The organism is Amycolatopsis sp. CA-211722, assembly GCF_056828465.1.
Genome location: NZ_CP184752.1, coordinates 8,512,796 through 8,527,708, shown reverse-complemented (window position 1 = coordinate 8,527,708; position 14,913 = coordinate 8,512,796). Strand labels below are relative to the sequence as shown.

Here is a 14,913-nt window from a genome sequence, read left to right as displayed (position 1 = left end):
TTCACGCGCAACCGTTGAGGCGAGCCGCGTTCAGTCCTCTAAATGCGGGGACAAAGGGGCGCGCTAGTCCTCGATCGACCAGGTCAGCGTGCGCTCGTCCGGCTCCGGTCGCGGCGACCAGCGGACGGCGACCACGCGGGTCGCGTCCGGCAGCACGTAGACGGTGTGCCCGCCCAGGGTCTCCCCGGGCCGGACGCCGATCTTGTGCGGCGGCCGCGAGGTCAGCGAGACCGGCGCCTTCGCGATCGGTTTGCCGTCCGCGGTGAGCAGTTCGAGGTAGTTGTCCGGGAGCGACACGAACGGGATGTTCCCGCGGTTGGTGATCTCGGTGTGCACCACGACCGACCGTTCCCCGGCTTCCAGCGAGTAACCCGCGGCGCTGAACAGGTAGTCCGCCGGATCCTGGACCTCGAGCAGCTGGACGGTGAGCTGCTCACCCTCCAGGCCCTGGGTCTCCATCACGTCGCCGGTCCGGCCCTTCTTGCCTTCCGGGGCGGCCTGCGGCGTGACCTGCTGCTCGTCGCCGCGCGCCCAGGACGCGGTCTGCGGGACGCCCCAGGTGCTCATCACCGGGTCGGCCGGCGCCATCGGCGGCGGCGCGAACTGCTGCTGCGGCGGGGCCGGCGGACGCGGCGGGGGCTGGGGCGGCGCCATCGGCTGGCGCACCGGAGCCGACGGCGGACCGGGGTAGCGGCCCGAAGGCGTGCCGTGCACGTTGTACGCGCCCGAAGGCGTCCCCTGGACGTTGTACGGCCCGGAGGGGGTGCCCTGGACGTTGTGCGGCCCGGAGTGGCCGGGCGGACGAGGGGGCTGCTGTGCCCAGGAGGGCGGCGCGCTCGCGATGGCGGCCCGGAGCCCGTTCGGGTCGCTCTCCACGCCCACGAGCAGCGGCAACCCGCTCCCGGACAGGGCGACCAGGCGGTACGCGACCTCGCGCGGGTCCATCCCGACCTTGGCCGCGAGTTCGTGTACGGCCGCCTTGCCCAGGTCCGCGAGGGCGGCGAGCAGGCGGATGTCCACGGGATCGGTCACGGCCACGTCCGGGAACGCTACCGTCTCGCCCTCGGCGCCGCGGGGAGAGGCCGTCCGAGCGCGGCAAAACCCGGCTTCGGTAGTACGCGGTCTCCATTAGGGTCGGGGACACCGCCTCCATCGACCTCTGGGGAAAGAAAACATGAGCGAAGTCTCCGCCCTCGCCGACGAGTTCGTCGAAGTCCTCTTCGACGCCGAGCCGGTCATGCCCGCCTTGCAGGGCTTCCGTCCGGAATCGACCGGGCTCAGCGATCTCAGCGAGGCCGCGGGGGACGCCTTCCGCGCGCGGCTGGCCGGGTTCGCCGAGCGGGCCGAGGCACTCGCCACCGACGGTCTGAGCGCGGAGGAGAAGACCACCCGTGACGTCCTGATCGCGATGGCGCGGGCGAGGATCGCCCTGCTGGACTCGCGGTTCGTCGAGTTCACCGTCAGTGACCTGTTCATCTCGCCCGCCGCCGAGGTGCTCACCGTGCTGCCGATGATGTCGGTCGGGACGGGCGCGCAGGCCGAGGCGCACCTCGGGCGGATCGCCGCGATCCCGGAGTACCTGCGCCAGGCCGCGCGGCGGCACCGGGACGGCGTCGCCCGCGGCCTGGTCCCGGTCGCGTACCTCGTCGACGCCGCCGTCGCCTACCTCGACCGGCACCTCGCCGAGCCGTCGGCCGACCCGTTGCTTCGCCAGCCCGCGCCCGACGAGGCCTTCGAGACCCGCCGCGCGGAGCTCCTGCGCGACGCCGTCCGGCCCGCGATCGCCGAATACCGCGAGGTGCTCGCGAAGGAGATCGCGCCACACGGCCGTCCGGAGGACAAGCCCGGCGTCTGCTGGCTGCCCGACGGCGAGCGCATCTACGCCCTGCTCGCCGAGATGCACACCACGACCGACCGCACGCCGCGCGAGCTGCACCAGACCGGGCTCGACGTGATCGCGGGCCTGGCCGCCGAGTACCGCGAATACGGCTCGCGGGTCTTCGGCACCAGCGATCTGCAGGAGATCTTCACCAGGCTCCGCTCCGACCCGGCCTTGCGCTGGTCCGGCGCCGACGAGTTGCTCGATTCCGCCCGCGCGGCCATCACCAGGGCCGAGGCCGAAGCGCCGAAGTGGTTCGGCCGGATCCCTCCGCAGCCGTGGACTGTCGAGCCGGTCCCCGCCGAATCCGCGCCGGGCGCGCCCGCCGCCTACTACATGTGGCCCGCGGTCGACGGCTCCCGGCCCGGGATCTACTTCGCCAACACCCACAAGGCGGAGGAGCGGTTCCGGCACGCGGCGGAGGCGACGGCGTTCCACGAGGCCATCCCCGGCCACCACTTCCAGCTGAGCCTCGCGCAGGGCCTCGCCGAGCTCCCGCTTCTGCGCCGCATCGGCGACTTCACCGCGTACGCCGAGGGCTGGGGCCTGTACACCGAGCGACTGGCCGACGAGATGGGCCTGTACTCCGACGACGTCGCGAAACTCGGCATGCTGACCATGGACTCGATGCGCGCCGGACGGCTGGTCGTCGACACCGGGCTGCACGCCCTGGGCTGGAGCCGCCGCCAGGCCATCGACTTCCTCACCGAGAACACGCCGATGGCTCCGGTGGAGATCGAGTCCGAGGTGGACCGGTACATCGCCTTCCCCGGCCAGGCGCTGTCGTACATGGTGGGGCGGCTGGAGATCCAGCGCATCCGGGCCGAGGCCGAGCTGACGCTGGGCAGCCGGTTCGACATCAAGGCCTTCCACGACGTCGTGCTCGGCGGCGGTTCGCTGCCGCTGTCGGTGCTGGACGGCGTGGTCCGCGACTGGGTCGCCGGCCACGGCGACACCCCGAACGGTCTCGCCGACGAGCTGATGGAGCTCAAGTTCAAGGAGCTCCCGCTGTGGCGTTCCCTGCTCGGGCTCCCCGGTGACGAAGGCGCTCTGCCCGACCCGAGCGCGGAGGCCGCGGCCGCGCAGCGCGCGTCGGCGGTCGCCATCGCCGAGCGTGCCGAAGCCCTTGGCACCGAAGGCCTTTCCGCGGCCGAGGCGGTCACCCGTGAGGTCGTGATCCAGCAGGCGAAGGCGATGGTCGACGTCCTCGATTCGCGGGCATCGGAATTCTCGGTCAGCGACGGGCTGGCCTCGCCCGCGCTGTTCATGCTCAACGAACTCTCCGTCCTGTCGCTCGACGACGAGGAGAAGGTCCGCGGCTATCTGAAGCGGCTGGACGGCATGGGCGCCTATCTGGACGCCCTGATCGTGCGCCAGCGCGCCGCGGCGGCCGACGGGCTGGTCCCGCCCGGCTTCCTCGTCGACGGCGGGATCGCTTACGTGGAGCGCTATCTCGGTGACGAGGCGGGGGACCCGCTGGCGCTCACGGCGTCCGTTTCCGTGGAGGGGTACGAAACCGAACGGGACCGGCTGCTGGCCGAGGTCGTCCGGCCCGCCTACACGCGGTATCGCGACTTCCTCGCCGATGAGCTGCGTCCCGTGGCGAAGCCCGAAACCGAGCCGGGTCTCTGCGCGCTTCCCGGCGGGCAGGAGAAGTACGCCGCACTGATCCGGGCGCACACGTCCACCGAGCGCACGGCGCAGGATCTGCACGACACCGGCCTCGACATGATCGCGAAACTGGCGGACCAGTACCGCGAGCTCGGCGAGAAGGTCTTCGGTACCAAGGATCTCGGCGAGATCTTCGAGCGGCTGCGCACCGATCCGGCCTTGCGCTGGCGGGACGGCGACGAGCTGCTCGACGCCGCGCGTGACGCAATCATCCGCGCCGAAGCCGTCGCCCCGCAGTGGTTCTCGACCGTGCCCGAGGACCGGTGCCAGGTCGAGCCCGTCCCGCCCGCGGAGGCGCCCGGCGGCACGCTGGCGTACTACATCGAGGCCTCGCTCGACGGTTCGCGGCCGGGCACCTACTACGCGAACACCTACGAGGCGGAGCTGCGCCCGAAGCACACGAGCGAGGCGATCGCCTTCCACGAAGCGGTGCCGGGGCACCACTTCCAGATCTGTATCGCGCACAAGCTCAAGGGCCTGCCCATGCTGCGCGGGCACGCTGACGTCAACGCCTACGTCGAAGGCTGGGGTCTCTACTCGGAGCGCCTCGCCGACGAGATGGGCCTGTACTCCAGCGACCTGACCAGGTTCGGCATGCTCACCCAGGATTCGATGCGCGCCGGGCGGCTGGTCGTCGACACGGGGATGCACGCGCTCGGCTGGAGCCGTCAGCAGGCCGTCGACTACCTGGCCGAGAACACGCCGATGGCCAGGGTCGAGATCGAGGCCGAGATCGACCGCTACGCCGCCGTTCCTGGGCAGGCGCTGTCGTACATGGTGGGACGGCTGGAGATCGAACGGATTCGCGCGGAGGCCGAGGCCGCGCTCGGCGACCGGTTCGACATCAAGGGTTTCCACGAGGTCGTGCTGAGCAACGGGATCCTGCCGTTGCGCGTCCTGGACGACGTGGTGAAGGAGTGGGTGGCCGCGCAGTGAGCCGGAACACAGGCGAACCGCGCGGTCCCGGCGCATACTGTCGCTAAGCGAGCGCTCAGTAACTTCACGAGGAGATGCCGATGAGGATCGGGACCGCGATCAGCTACGCCGGTGGTTTCGCCGACAGCGTGGCGGACATCGTCGAGCTGGAGAAGGCCGGGCTGGACATCGTCTTCGTCCCCGAGGCCTATTCGTTCGACGCGGTCAGCCAGCTCGGCTACGTCGCGGCGAAGACCGAACGGGTCCAGATCGCGTCGGGCATCTTCCAGATCTACACGCGGACGCCGACGCTGACCGCGATGACCGCCGCCGGGCTCGACTTCGTGTCCGACGGCCGGTTCACGCTCGGCATCGGCGCCTCAGGTCCGCAGGTCATCGAGGGTTTCCACGGCGTGAAGTACGACGCGCCGCTCGGCAGGACCCGCGAGATCATCGACATCTGCCGTCAGGTGTGGCGGCGGGAGAAGGTGGTGCACTCCGGAACGCACTACTCGATCCCGCTGCCACCCGAGCAGGGCACGGGCCTCGGCAAACCGCTGAAGCTGATCAACCACCCGGTGCGCGCGCGGATCCCGATCCTGCTGGCCTCGATCGGGCCGAAGAACGTCGCGCTCACCGCCGAACTCGCCGAGGGCTGGGAGCCGATCTTCTTCCACCCCGAGAAGGCGGCGGAGGTCTGGGGCGCGTCGCTGGCCGAGGGCAAGGCGAAGCGCGACCCGTCACTGGGCGAGCTGGACACCTTCGTCGGCACCGCGCTGGCGATCGGTGACGATGTCGAAGGGCTGCTGGACCACCTGCGCGGCATGCTGGCGTTGTACATCGGCGGCATGGGCGCGCGCGGCAAGAACTTCTACAACAGTCTCGCTCAGCGGTACGGCTACGAGGCCGAAGCGAAGCTCATCCAGGATCTCTACCTGGACGGCAAGAAGGACGAGGCCGCCGCGGCGGTGCCGAAGGAACTGATCCGGGCGATCTCGCTGATCGGGCCCGAGGGGTACGTCAAGGAGCGCCTCGCCGCCTTCCGCGAGGCCGGTGCGACCACACTGGTCGTGAACCCGATGCTTCCCGGTCGTGAGGCCCGCGTGGCGCAGGTTTCGAAGTTGCGCGAGCTCGTCGACTAGGCGCGAGGGGGAGGCGAACCTCTCACCTGTATCGATACGGTATCCTTGACCTGCGCCGCTGTAGCTCCTTCGTGGTCAAAAAACGCACTCCCGGTGGAAAGAGAACGTAAACCACGCCTGAACGGCCGGGAAATCCGCCATTATCAGGAGTGAAAGCGAGACCTCGGGGGAATCCGTTCGCGACGAAGGTGAGGTGCCTCGCGTGCGCAAGCAGATCGGCGAGCCGTCCGCCGCGGTCCTGGACGTCGGTTCGTTCGGCGCGCGGCTGGTGGTACTGGCCAAGGGCGGTTCGCCGCTCGACCCGGCGCTGAACCACCAGACGCGGCTGCGGCTCGACAGGGAACTCGACGATGACGGGAACCTGACCCGGCGTGGTATCGACGCGGTCTCCTCCGCGGTCGAGGCGGGGATGACCATGGCCGCCAAGCACGGCGTCCAGGACGTGTACCCGCTCGCCACGTCGTCCATCCGTGACGCGGCCAACGTGAAGCAGGTCGTCTGCGACGTCGCGAAGGCCACCGGGGTCACACTGCGATTCCTCACCGGCCGCCGCGAGGCCGAGCTGGCCTACGTCGGCGCGCGCCGCTGGTACGGGGCTTCCGCCGGCGGGTTGCTGGTGCTCGACATCGGCGGTGGCACCGTCGAGCTCGCCGCTGGGGACGCCGAGGAGGCCGGGTTCGCACACTCGCTGCCACTGGGCGCCCGGTCGCTGACCCGGGACTGGTTCGCCACCGAATGCCCGTCGCCCAAGGTCGTGCGGGCGATGCGGGAACACGTGCTCGACGAGGTCCGCGACGCGATGCACGACGTCCTGCCGCATATTCGCGACCACCGCGCCGTCGGCTGCTCCAAGGTGCTGCGGCAGCTCGCCCGGCTCGCCGGGGACCGGCCGTCCCGCTCCCGGGAACTGCACCTGGAAGACCTCCGCGCGTGGATCCCGCGGCTGGCGAAGCTACCCGCGAAACGCCGCGCCGAGCTGCCGGGTATCTCGCGGCAACGCTCCCACCAGGCGCTCGCGGGCGCGATCGTCGCCGAGGCGCTGCTGACGCTGGCCGGCGGCCAGGTCGCCATCTGCCCGTGGTCCACCAGGGACGGGCTGCTGCTCGGCTTGCTCGACGGGCTGGTCACGCCGGAGGGTGAACCGGCGAAAGCCGCCTGAAGACTGGCGCATCCGGCCGTGAGCGGGTACCCCGGACACATGAGGGAAAGCAAGAAGAGCTTCGGGCAGGACGAGGAAGAAGACCTCGACGACCTTCGCGGGATCCAGCCGAAGACCGACGTGCCGAGTGCGCCCAACCGTGACGTCGGGCCGCACGGCACCAAGGAGGTCGACGGGGTGCCGGGCAGCGGTGAAGTGCCGGTCGAACCCCCGGACTGAGCTTGCCGCGCGTGCTATGAACGGTCCGTTCCTTGCAAATTTCGCAAGGAACGGACCGTTCATAGCACGCGGAGGGACCGGTCACACGTCCTTCGGCTGCCTCCTCGCCGGAGCGCGGCCAGGCGGCTGAGCCGGCGCCGGACCCGGATCGATCGCCGGGATCGGCAGCCGCACCGGCTCGGCGGTCACCGTGAACGTCTCGCCGTGGTGCCCGAGTTCCAGCGGTTCCCCGGTGATCACGTGGTACGTCGCGCCCTCGCCGTCGATCTCGACCTGGAACCGGGTGCCGCGGAAGGTCAGCCGGAACGCGATCCGCCGCAGCCGCGGCGGCAGCCTCGGCGCGAAGGTCAGCCGGCCGCCGTGGTCGCGCAGCCCGCCGAAACCGGCGACGGTGCCTTGCCACGCGCCCGCCAGCGAGGCCAGATGCAGGCCGTTGCGGACGTTGTTGTGCACGTCGTGCAGGTCGGTGAGCGCCGCCTCGGCGAGGTAGTCGTAGGCCAGTTCGAGATGCCCGACCTCGGCCGCCACCACCGCCTGCGTTCCCGCCGACAGCGAGGAATCCCGTACGGTCCGCGCCTCGTAGTACGCGAAGTCGCGCGCCTTTTCCTCAGGCGTGAAGGAATCCCCGCACAGATGCAGCGCGAGCACGAGGTCCGCCTGCTTGACCACCTGTTTGCGGTACAGGTCGAAGTACGGATAGTTGAGCAGCAGCGGGTAGAAATCCGGGTCCGTCGCCTCGAAATCCCACTCGTCGTGTTCCAGGAACCCTTCGGACTGCGGGTGTACGCCGAGCTCCTCGTCGTAGGGCACGAGCATCGCGTCGGCGGCCTCGCGCCACGACGCGACCTCCTCCTCGTCGACCTCGAACCGCTTGGCCACGTCGTCGTGCCGGCCGACGATTTCGGCGGCGTAGAACAGGTTCCGGCGAGCCATCAGGTTCGTGTAGACGTTGTTGTCCGCCACCGCGGAGTACTCGTCCGGCCCGGTGACACCGTCGATGCGGAACCGGCCCCGCCGGTCGAAATGCCCGAGCGAAAGCCACAACCGCGCGGTTTCGAGGAGCAGTTCCGCGCCGCAGGTCCGCATGAACTCGTCGTCGCCGGTGGCGTTGAGGTAGCGCACGACGGCGTCGGAGATGTCCGCGCTGACGTGGAACGCCGCCGTTCCCGCCGGCCAGTAGGCGGAGCACTCCGCGCCGTTGATGGACCGCCAGGGGAACGCGGCGCCGCGCAAACCCAGCTGTGCCGCCCTTTCCCGTGCTTTGTCCAAAGTGGAGTGACGCCAGCGCAGCGCGTCGCGGGCGGCGTCCGGCATGCTGTAGGTGAGCACGGGCAGGACGAAGGTCTCGGTGTCCCAGAACGCGTGCCCGTCGTAACCGGGTCCGGTCAATCCCTTGCCCGCCAGGGCCCTCGTCTCGCCGCGGGCCCCGGCCTGCAGGAGATGGAAGAGCGCGAACCGCACGGCCTGCTGTAGTTCCGCGTCGCCGTCGATCTCGATGTCGGAGGTCTCCCAGAAGTCGTCGAGGAACTCCTTCTGTTCGGCGAGCAGTCCTTTCCAGCCGGTCTGCCGGGCCCCGGCCAGCGCGGCCTCGACCTGCGCGCGCACGGCGGGCACCGAACGCTGCGCGGACCAGCCGTAGGCGAGGAACTTGGTGATCCGCAGCCGCCCGCCCTTGGGCACGTCGACGGCGATGGTGAGCCGCGCGAGATCGTCCTCGGCCTCGATATGGGTGCGCACGCCGTCGGAGACGTCGATCTTGTGGTCCATCGCGGCGGCCATCCGCAACCCGGATCGCCGGGTCTGGTGCACCAGCACCGCGTGATACGCCTCCGCGTGGTGATATTCCCCGACCAGCGGCGATTCCAGTGCCGCCGCGACCCGCGGATCGCGCGTGTCGGACTCGATGGGTTCGTTCGCCAGCAGATCGGACTGCACCACCAGCTGGAGATCGTCGTCGAGCGGTTCGACCTCGTACCTGATCGCCGCGACGGCGCGCTGGGTGAACGAGACGAGTCGTTCGGTCTTCACCCGGACGCGGCGGCCGGTCGGCGACGACCAGACGGTGTCGCGCGCGAGGGTGCCTTTCCGGAAGTCGAGGACGCGGTCGTGTTCGGTGGCCTGGCCGTACCGCATGTCGAGCGGTTCGTCCTCGACCAGCAGCCGGATGACCTTGCCGTCGGTCACGTTGACGACGGTCTGGCCTTCTTCGGGGTAGCCGTATCCGCTTTCCGCGTAAGGAAGATCGTGCTGTTCGTAGAAACCGTTCAAGTAGGTGCCGGGAAGACCGCGCGGCTCCGCCTCCTCCAGCGTGCCGCGTAGCCCGATGTGCCCGTTGGACACCGCGAACGCCGATTCGGTGCGCTGCAACGCGTCGACGTCCATCCCGTGCCAGCGCAGCTCCCAGGGCGCGACCTCGTAGCCGCGGAAAAGCGCTTCGCTCACTTGCGGTCCTCCAGGAGTTCGGCGAGGTCGTCCACCACGACGTCGGCACCGTGCGCGAGCAGTTCGCCCGCCTGGTGCGCGCGGTTCACCCCGACCACGTAACCGAAACCGCCGTCCTTGCCCGCCTGCACACCCGCGAGCGCGTCCTCGAAGACGGCCGCGCTCGCCGGGGCGACACCGAACGCCTCGGCGCCGGCGAGGAAGGAATCGGGGGCGGGTTTGCCGCGCAGGTTCTTCTCGGCGATCACGATCCCGTCGATCCGCGCTTCGACGAACTTGGTCAGGTCCGCGGCGTCGAGCACCTTGGCGCCGTTGGCCGACGAGGTGACGACGCCGATGCGCAACCCCGCCGCCTTCGCGGCTTCCAGATAGCGCACGGAACCCGGGTACGGGGTCACGCCCTCGTCCTCGATGATCTTCAGCACCAGCTGGTTCTTGCGGTTCCCGACGCCGTTGACGGTGGCGGCGTCGATGCCGTCGTCGGGGCTTCCCTCGGGCAGTTCGATCCCGCGGGAGGTGAGGAACGTGCGGACGCCGTCGGCCCTGGGGCGTCCGTCGACGTAGGCCGCGTAGTCGGTGTCGGTGAACGGCGAGAACGCGTCACCGTCGCGGGCGCGCAGGAACTCGTCGAACGTGCGCTTCCACGCCGCGCGATGCTGGGCCGCGGTTCCGGTCAGCACGCCGTCGAGGTCGAAGAGACAGGCCGTGATGGTGTCGGGCAGACCGATCATGCCTGGCAACGCTACCCCGGCTCGCCGGTACCCGCGCGGGTCACGAGCGCGACATGCCGCGCGGCCCGCTCCAGCGGTTCCGGCGACCGGTGGACCCGGCTCACGAGCAGTGCGCCTTCGAGGTTGTTCATGATGGCCGTCGCGACGTCTTCGGGATCCCGGACATCGCCGAGCAGCTCGACGAGCAGCTCGTGCCAGGCGGCGAACGCGTCCTGGCACGCCTTGGTGATCGCCGGGGAGGCGTGCGCCATCTCCAGGGTGATCGTGGCGAGCGGGCAGCCACCGCGGTAGTCGTCGGCGGCCAGCGCTTCACCCGCTTTGCGATACCACCAGGCCACGGCGTCTTCGACCGTCTCGTTGCGCTCGAAAGCGCGGCGGACCGTCTTCGCCACGACGGCGGTGCCGAGTTCGATCGCGGCGACCGCGAGCTGCTCCTTGCCGCCGGGGAAGTGGTGGTACGCCGACCCCCACGGCGTGCCTGCCTGCTCGACCAGCCGCCGCCACGAGGTCGCCTGGTAGCCCTCACGGCGGAAGAGCGTCATCGCGGTCGAGATCATCCGCTCGCGAGTGGTGGTGTCGGACACGTCGCTCAGCATAGTCCTTGACTAGGACGACCGTCTTAGGAAAGCCTAGGACGATCGTCTTAGGAGGTAGCCATGACCACCGACGTCACCGGGCAGACCAGGCAGAAGACCGTGACCTGGCAGGATCCGCTGCCCACCGCCCGGCTCGGCCGGGAACTGTCCGGGCTCGACTACCTGACCGGGATCGCCGAGGGCCGGATCCCGCCCGCGCCGATCTCGGCGCATTTCGGCATGCGCTGGGTGAGCGTGGCCGAGGGGGACGTCGTGATCGCCGCGACGCCGGACGAGTCGCTCTACAACCCGATCGGCACCGTGCACGGCGGCGTCGCGGCGACCCTGCTGGATTCGGCGGTGGCGTGCGCGGTGCATTCGACCCTGCCCGCCGGCGTCGGGTACACCTCCGTGGAGCTGAAGGTGAACTACCTGCGCGCGATTTCCGGTTCGGTGGGCGAGATCCGCGCGCACGGCTGGATCGTGAAGGCCGGTTCACGCGTCGCGTTCGCCGAGGGCGACATCCGCGACGGGCAAGGCAAGGTGCTCGCGACGGCGTCGAGCACCTGCCTGATCATCAAGCCCTAGAACATTCCGGCGCCCGGCGGCACGGGCTGCTTGACGTCCCAGTGCTCCACGATGAGCCCGTCTTCCACGCGGACGATGTCGACGATGGCTGCTCCGAGCTCCTCGCCCGGCCGGACGACGTGCAGGTGCACGACGACGTGCTCGTCGTCGGCGATCACGCGTTTCACCGAGACGTCCGCGCCGGCCATCGGGGAATTCCGCATGGCTTCGACGAAAGCGTCACGGCCGGAGGGGAAACCCGGGCTATGGGTGACGAAATCCGGGTGCACGTTCGCGCCCGCGGCGACGAAGTCCTTGTGCACGAACATCTTCTCGAAGCAGTCGAGGACGATTTTCTTGGCTGTGGTCATAGGAACAGCGTGCACCCGCTGTCGATTACCGCGGAGGTAAAGGCTTGCCTGTGGAGGCGTGAGGCAAACGTGGCGTGCCGGAGTGAAGAGTCACCTTCTTGACTGTCCACAAGGGACGTTTCGCGGGGCGTCAGTGCCCGAGGTGAGCGATTTGCACGGATTGGCGAGCGGGTCGTGGGTGGCCGGCCCCAGGACGCACTGTGTGGATTTCGGTGCGTTGGATGACCGGAAATCCACACGGTCCCCGCATGACCGGTCCGGTCACGACGGCCACACCCCTCACCCGCGGTGACACTCACGACCCGCTCACAGGTGCAGGCCGACGCGAACTTCCGACTCAGGCCGCGCCCACCTTGCGTTCGAAGACCAGGCCCTCGGCGGCGCGCAACCCGACACTGATCGCGCCGGTCAGCACGCCGTCGTCGCCCAGTTCGCCCTGGACGACCGCCGGGACCAGGGGGGTGAACGAGCGCAGGGCGCGGTCGATCGGGTCGAGCAGCAGATCGGCCGCGGTGCCGATGCCGCCGCCGAGCACGATCAGTTCGGGGTCGATCACCGCCGCCACCGACGCCACGGTGTACGCGAGCCTGTCGGCCTCCGCCTCGACGGCGCGTAGCGCGAGCTCGTCGCCATCACGGGCGAGCCGGAAGACCTCGCGGGCCGATTTCGCCGTGCCGAGGCCTAGTTCCCGCGCGCCGCGCACGACGGACTGCGCCGCCGTCGCCTCTTCGAGGTGGCCCCGGACCGGAGGCGAGTCCTCACCCTCGCCCGCCGCGTGCGACTGCCCGTACGGCAGGTAGCCGATCTCGCCCGCCGCGCCCGTCGCGCCGCGGAAGACCTGGCCGTTCACCATCACGCCCATCCCGACGCCGGTGCCGATGGTGATGCAGCCGAACACCGACGCGCCACGCGCGGCACCGCGTTCCCATTCGCCGACGGCGGTGAGATTCGCGTCGTTCTCGACCATGAGATCCGGGCCGAGGACGCCTTCGAGTTCGTCGAGCAGCCCCGCCTTGCCCCAGCCGGGCAGGTTCGGCGCGTGCCGGAAGCAGCGTTTGTCCGGGTCGGCGACGCCGGGGGAGCCGAGGACCCGCACGACGATGTCCGCCTGCGACAGTCCCGCTTCGCGCACCGTCGCCGAGGCGAGGGCACCCACCGCGCTGACGAGCGCGGTGCCCGAACGCGAGGTGTTCCGCTCGTCACGGCGGGCGACCACGGTGTGGCCGAGATCGGAGACGGCGACGCGGAGATGCTCGCGTCCGATGTCGACACCGAGGACGTAGCCCGCCGTGGGATCCGCTTCGTAGAGGACGGCGGACCGGCCGGTGCCGGTCGAGGTGTGCCCGGTCGCCCTGGCGAGCCCGGCCGCTTCGAGCGCCAGTAACGCTTGGCTCACCGTGGGTTTCGAAAGACCGGTGTCCTTGGCTACCTGGGGCCGCGTCGCCGGGCCGCTGCGGCGCAGGAGGTCCAGCACGGCGCGCTGATTGATCTTCCGCATCCCGGCGGGGGTGCCGACGGGTGGGTTTTCTGCGCCAACCACGAGCTTCGCCTCCTGTCGAACCAAGGTGTTCCACCAAAGTTATCCGCCTCCGGCCCGAAAAGGGCAAGAAGGTTTACATTCGGTGGTCCCAGGCGACGATAAACGTGCCCGCGCCGCGAATCGCGCGCGCCGCGCGCGGAAAACCGTGATTCACCCGGTATCCGGACGCGTGCTCCCAGTCACCGGTAATGGTCTAGACCAAGGTGCTCAGGCCACGTGGCGGCTCGCCGGGCGCCGGAAACCCCTGTGCTGACGGGGTCGTTCGGGCGCTTCGCCGGTGTCGTGGCGGGTTTCGGCGCTGTGGGAATCCGGGTGGTCGGCCGTCGTCGCGGGGCTGGGGCGGTTGCGCAGCCGGTGCTGCCGGTTCACCACGTACAGCAACAGCAGTCCGGCGACGACCAACCCGTGGGTGAGCACCCGTCCGGCGGTCACCTGCCCGGTGACGAGGTCTCCCGCCGACAACGCCAGGAGGAGCGCGACGAAACCGGTCAGCGCGGGAAGCTGCCCGGACGCCGCCTTCGTGCGGACGGCCGCCCAGCCGAGTCCGACGCCGACGGCGAGGTTCCACGCGCTGCTTTCATGCGAAAGATGCCCGATCAGGGATTCCGTGCCGTGCCCCGCGGTGTGGTCTTCGACGCCCAGCAGCTGGGCGAAGGCGAGGCCGAGCTGCGCGATCGCGACCAGCGCGAGCGCGATCCTGGCGGGCCAGCCGTCGCTCGGCGGGGCGGGGGTGCGTTCGAGGATGACGGCGGTGAGGTCCGGGACCGCGGGGGCGGGCCGCAGCAGTATCGCCCGGTGCATCCGCTCGGCGCGCGAAAGCCACGAGCGGCACGCGGGGCAGCCCGCCACGTGCCGGTCGACCACCTCGGGCGGGGCGGGTTCGGTTTCGCCGTCGAGCCGGGCCGACAGGGCCTCACGGCAGGTCTCGCACTTCACGTCTCACTTGTCGGGCGCGGGCCTGCCCCGGTTCCCGGGACGCTGCTACGTTTCTCGTATGGCCAGGCCGCGCAACCACGACGACGAGCGGGTGACCGAGCTCGCCCTCGCCGCCGCCCGCGGCGACCGGCGGGCGCTCGAGGACTGGGTGCGCGCCACCCAGGCCGATGTCTGGCGTTTCGTCGCGCACCTCGCCGACGTCGGCGCCGCCGACGATCTCACCCAGGAGACGTACCTGCGCGCGTTCGGCAGCCTGCGCCGGTTCGCCGGCCGGTCGTCGTCGCGGACCTGGCTCCTGTCGATCGCGCGCCGCGTGGTGGTCGACCGCATCCGGGCGGCTTCGGCGCGCCCGAAGCTCGCCGACGTCGACTGGGAGGCCACCGCCGAGCGCCGTGGCGCCCGCCAGGCCGAGGGCGTCGCCGGGTTCGAGGATCTGGTGGAGCTGCGGATGCTGCTCGACGGGCTCGACCCGGAGCGGCGCGAGGTCCTCGTCCTCACCCAGGTGCTGGGCCTTTCCTACGCCGAGGCCGCCGAGATCTGCGGCTGCCCGGTCGGCACCGTGCGCTCGCGTGTCGCCCGTGCCCGTGAGGACCTGCTCGAAGCGGGCCGGGAGCGCGACTCCATCTGACGCGTTTCGTCCTCTAAACGCGGTAGTTGGCAGCGCGAACTACCGCATTTAGAGGACGAAACGCCACGTGCGCTGTGGCGCGCCACACATTCGGGGCCGCTCGCTGTCACCTCGTCACACAGATGGGGCGACCCGACT

13 protein-coding genes are annotated in these 14,913 nt (G+C 70.2%); 6 read left to right on the top strand and 7 right to left on the bottom strand.

Translation table 11 applies throughout. The annotated features are described in order from the left end of the window. Window positions 1–63: 63 nt before the first annotated feature. On the bottom strand, window positions 64–1,038 hold the full coding sequence (locus ACOCEP_RS39085; protein WP_482334972.1) for an AsnC family protein: 975 nt from the start codon (window positions 1,036–1,038) through the stop codon (window positions 64–66). 136 nt (window positions 1,039–1,174) lie between these two features. On the opposite strand from ACOCEP_RS39085, the gene ACOCEP_RS39080 reads away from it, so the two are divergent. The 4 genes from ACOCEP_RS39080 (at window position 1,175) to ACOCEP_RS39065 (ending at window position 6,985) form a co-directional block, all read left to right on the top strand. Then, window positions 1,175–4,486, top strand: a complete 3,312-nt coding sequence (locus ACOCEP_RS39080; RefSeq protein WP_482334971.1) for a DUF885 domain-containing protein — start codon at window positions 1,175–1,177, stop codon at window positions 4,484–4,486. Window positions 4,487–4,566: 80 nt separating this feature from the next. Continuing rightward, on the top strand, window positions 4,567–5,607 hold the full coding sequence (locus ACOCEP_RS39075; protein ID WP_482334970.1) for an LLM class F420-dependent oxidoreductase: 1,041 nt from the start codon (window positions 4,567–4,569) through the stop codon (window positions 5,605–5,607). A 202-nt stretch (window positions 5,608–5,809) separates the two neighbouring features. Then, window positions 5,810–6,766, top strand: a complete 957-nt coding sequence (locus tag ACOCEP_RS39070; RefSeq protein ID WP_482334969.1) for a Ppx/GppA phosphatase family protein — start codon at window positions 5,810–5,812, stop codon at window positions 6,764–6,766. A gap of 39 nt (window positions 6,767–6,805) precedes the next feature. Beyond that, a complete protein-coding gene (locus ACOCEP_RS39065; RefSeq protein WP_482334968.1) occupies window positions 6,806–6,985 on the top strand; it encodes a hypothetical protein in 180 nt (59 codons plus the stop codon). 81 nt (window positions 6,986–7,066) lie between these two features. Here the strand turns inward: ACOCEP_RS39065 and ACOCEP_RS39060 are convergent, their stop codons facing one another. From ACOCEP_RS39060 to ACOCEP_RS39050, 3 genes are read right to left on the bottom strand one after another with little or no spacing between them, the layout of a single operon-like run. Continuing rightward, a complete protein-coding gene (locus tag ACOCEP_RS39060) occupies window positions 7,067–9,367 on the bottom strand; it encodes a glycoside hydrolase family 65 protein (RefSeq protein WP_482339903.1) in 2,301 nt (766 codons plus the stop codon). 56 nt (window positions 9,368–9,423) lie between these two features. Further along, the gene (locus tag ACOCEP_RS39055) at window positions 9,424–10,158 is read right to left on the bottom strand and encodes an HAD family hydrolase (RefSeq protein WP_482334967.1); all 735 of its coding nucleotides are present in this window, start codon (window positions 10,156–10,158) and stop codon (window positions 9,424–9,426) included. Window positions 10,159–10,169: 11 nt separating this feature from the next. Beyond that, a complete protein-coding gene (locus ACOCEP_RS39050) occupies window positions 10,170–10,742 on the bottom strand; it encodes a TetR/AcrR family transcriptional regulator (protein WP_482334966.1) in 573 nt (190 codons plus the stop codon). Between the two features lie 72 nt (window positions 10,743–10,814). Here ACOCEP_RS39050 and ACOCEP_RS39045 point away from each other — a divergent pair, with 72 nt between their 5' ends. Then, window positions 10,815–11,321, top strand: coding sequence for a PaaI family thioesterase (locus ACOCEP_RS39045; RefSeq protein WP_400562828.1), 507 nt, complete (start codon window positions 10,815–10,817; stop codon window positions 11,319–11,321). Here ACOCEP_RS39045 and ACOCEP_RS39040 read toward each other — a convergent pair. The 3 genes from ACOCEP_RS39040 to ACOCEP_RS39030 all read right to left on the bottom strand — a co-directional run bounded on the left by ACOCEP_RS39040 (window position 11,318) and on the right by ACOCEP_RS39030 (window position 14,147). Then, complete coding sequence (locus tag ACOCEP_RS39040; RefSeq protein ID WP_482334965.1) at window positions 11,318–11,671, bottom strand: nuclear transport factor 2 family protein; 354 nt, start codon at window positions 11,669–11,671, stop codon at window positions 11,318–11,320. The genes ACOCEP_RS39045 and ACOCEP_RS39040 overlap by 4 nt on opposite strands. Window positions 11,672–12,008: 337 nt before the next feature. After that, complete coding sequence (locus tag ACOCEP_RS39035) at window positions 12,009–13,211, bottom strand: ROK family transcriptional regulator (protein WP_482334964.1); 1,203 nt, start codon at window positions 13,209–13,211, stop codon at window positions 12,009–12,011. 207 nt (window positions 13,212–13,418) lie between these two features. Beyond that, window positions 13,419–14,147: a zf-HC2 domain-containing protein gene (locus tag ACOCEP_RS39030; RefSeq protein WP_482334963.1), complete on the bottom strand. Its 729-nt coding sequence runs from the start codon at window positions 14,145–14,147 to the stop codon at window positions 13,419–13,421. A 58-nt stretch (window positions 14,148–14,205) separates the two neighbouring features. Between ACOCEP_RS39030 and sigC the strand changes: the two genes are divergently transcribed. Next, window positions 14,206–14,775: an RNA polymerase sigma factor SigC gene (gene sigC, locus ACOCEP_RS39025; RefSeq protein WP_126733658.1), complete on the top strand. Its 570-nt coding sequence runs from the start codon at window positions 14,206–14,208 to the stop codon at window positions 14,773–14,775. The last annotated feature ends 138 nt before the right edge of the window (window positions 14,776–14,913 follow it).

Bases quoted from the DNA above. Each gene is read 5' to 3' on its own strand.
- ACOCEP_RS39080 (WP_482334971.1), top strand. From the start codon at position 1,175: ATGAGCGAAGTCTCCGCCCTCGCCGACGAGTTCGTCGAAGTCCTCTTC.
- ACOCEP_RS39075 (WP_482334970.1), top strand. From the start codon at position 4,567: ATGAGGATCGGGACCGCGATCAGCTACGCCGGTGGTTTCGCCGACAGC.
- ACOCEP_RS39065 (WP_482334968.1), top strand. From the start codon at position 6,806: ATGAGGGAAAGCAAGAAGAGCTTCGGGCAGGACGAGGAAGAAGACCTC.
- ACOCEP_RS39060 (WP_482339903.1), bottom strand. From the start codon at position 9,367: ATGGACGTCGACGCGTTGCAGCGCACCGAATCGGCGTTCGCGGTGTCC.
- ACOCEP_RS39055 (WP_482334967.1), bottom strand. From the start codon at position 10,158: ATGATCGGTCTGCCCGACACCATCACGGCCTGTCTCTTCGACCTCGAC.
- ACOCEP_RS39045 (WP_400562828.1), top strand. From the start codon at position 10,815: ATGACCACCGACGTCACCGGGCAGACCAGGCAGAAGACCGTGACCTGG.
- ACOCEP_RS39040 (WP_482334965.1), bottom strand. From the start codon at position 11,671: ATGACCACAGCCAAGAAAATCGTCCTCGACTGCTTCGAGAAGATGTTC.
- sigC (WP_126733658.1), top strand. From the start codon at position 14,206: ATGGCCAGGCCGCGCAACCACGACGACGAGCGGGTGACCGAGCTCGCC.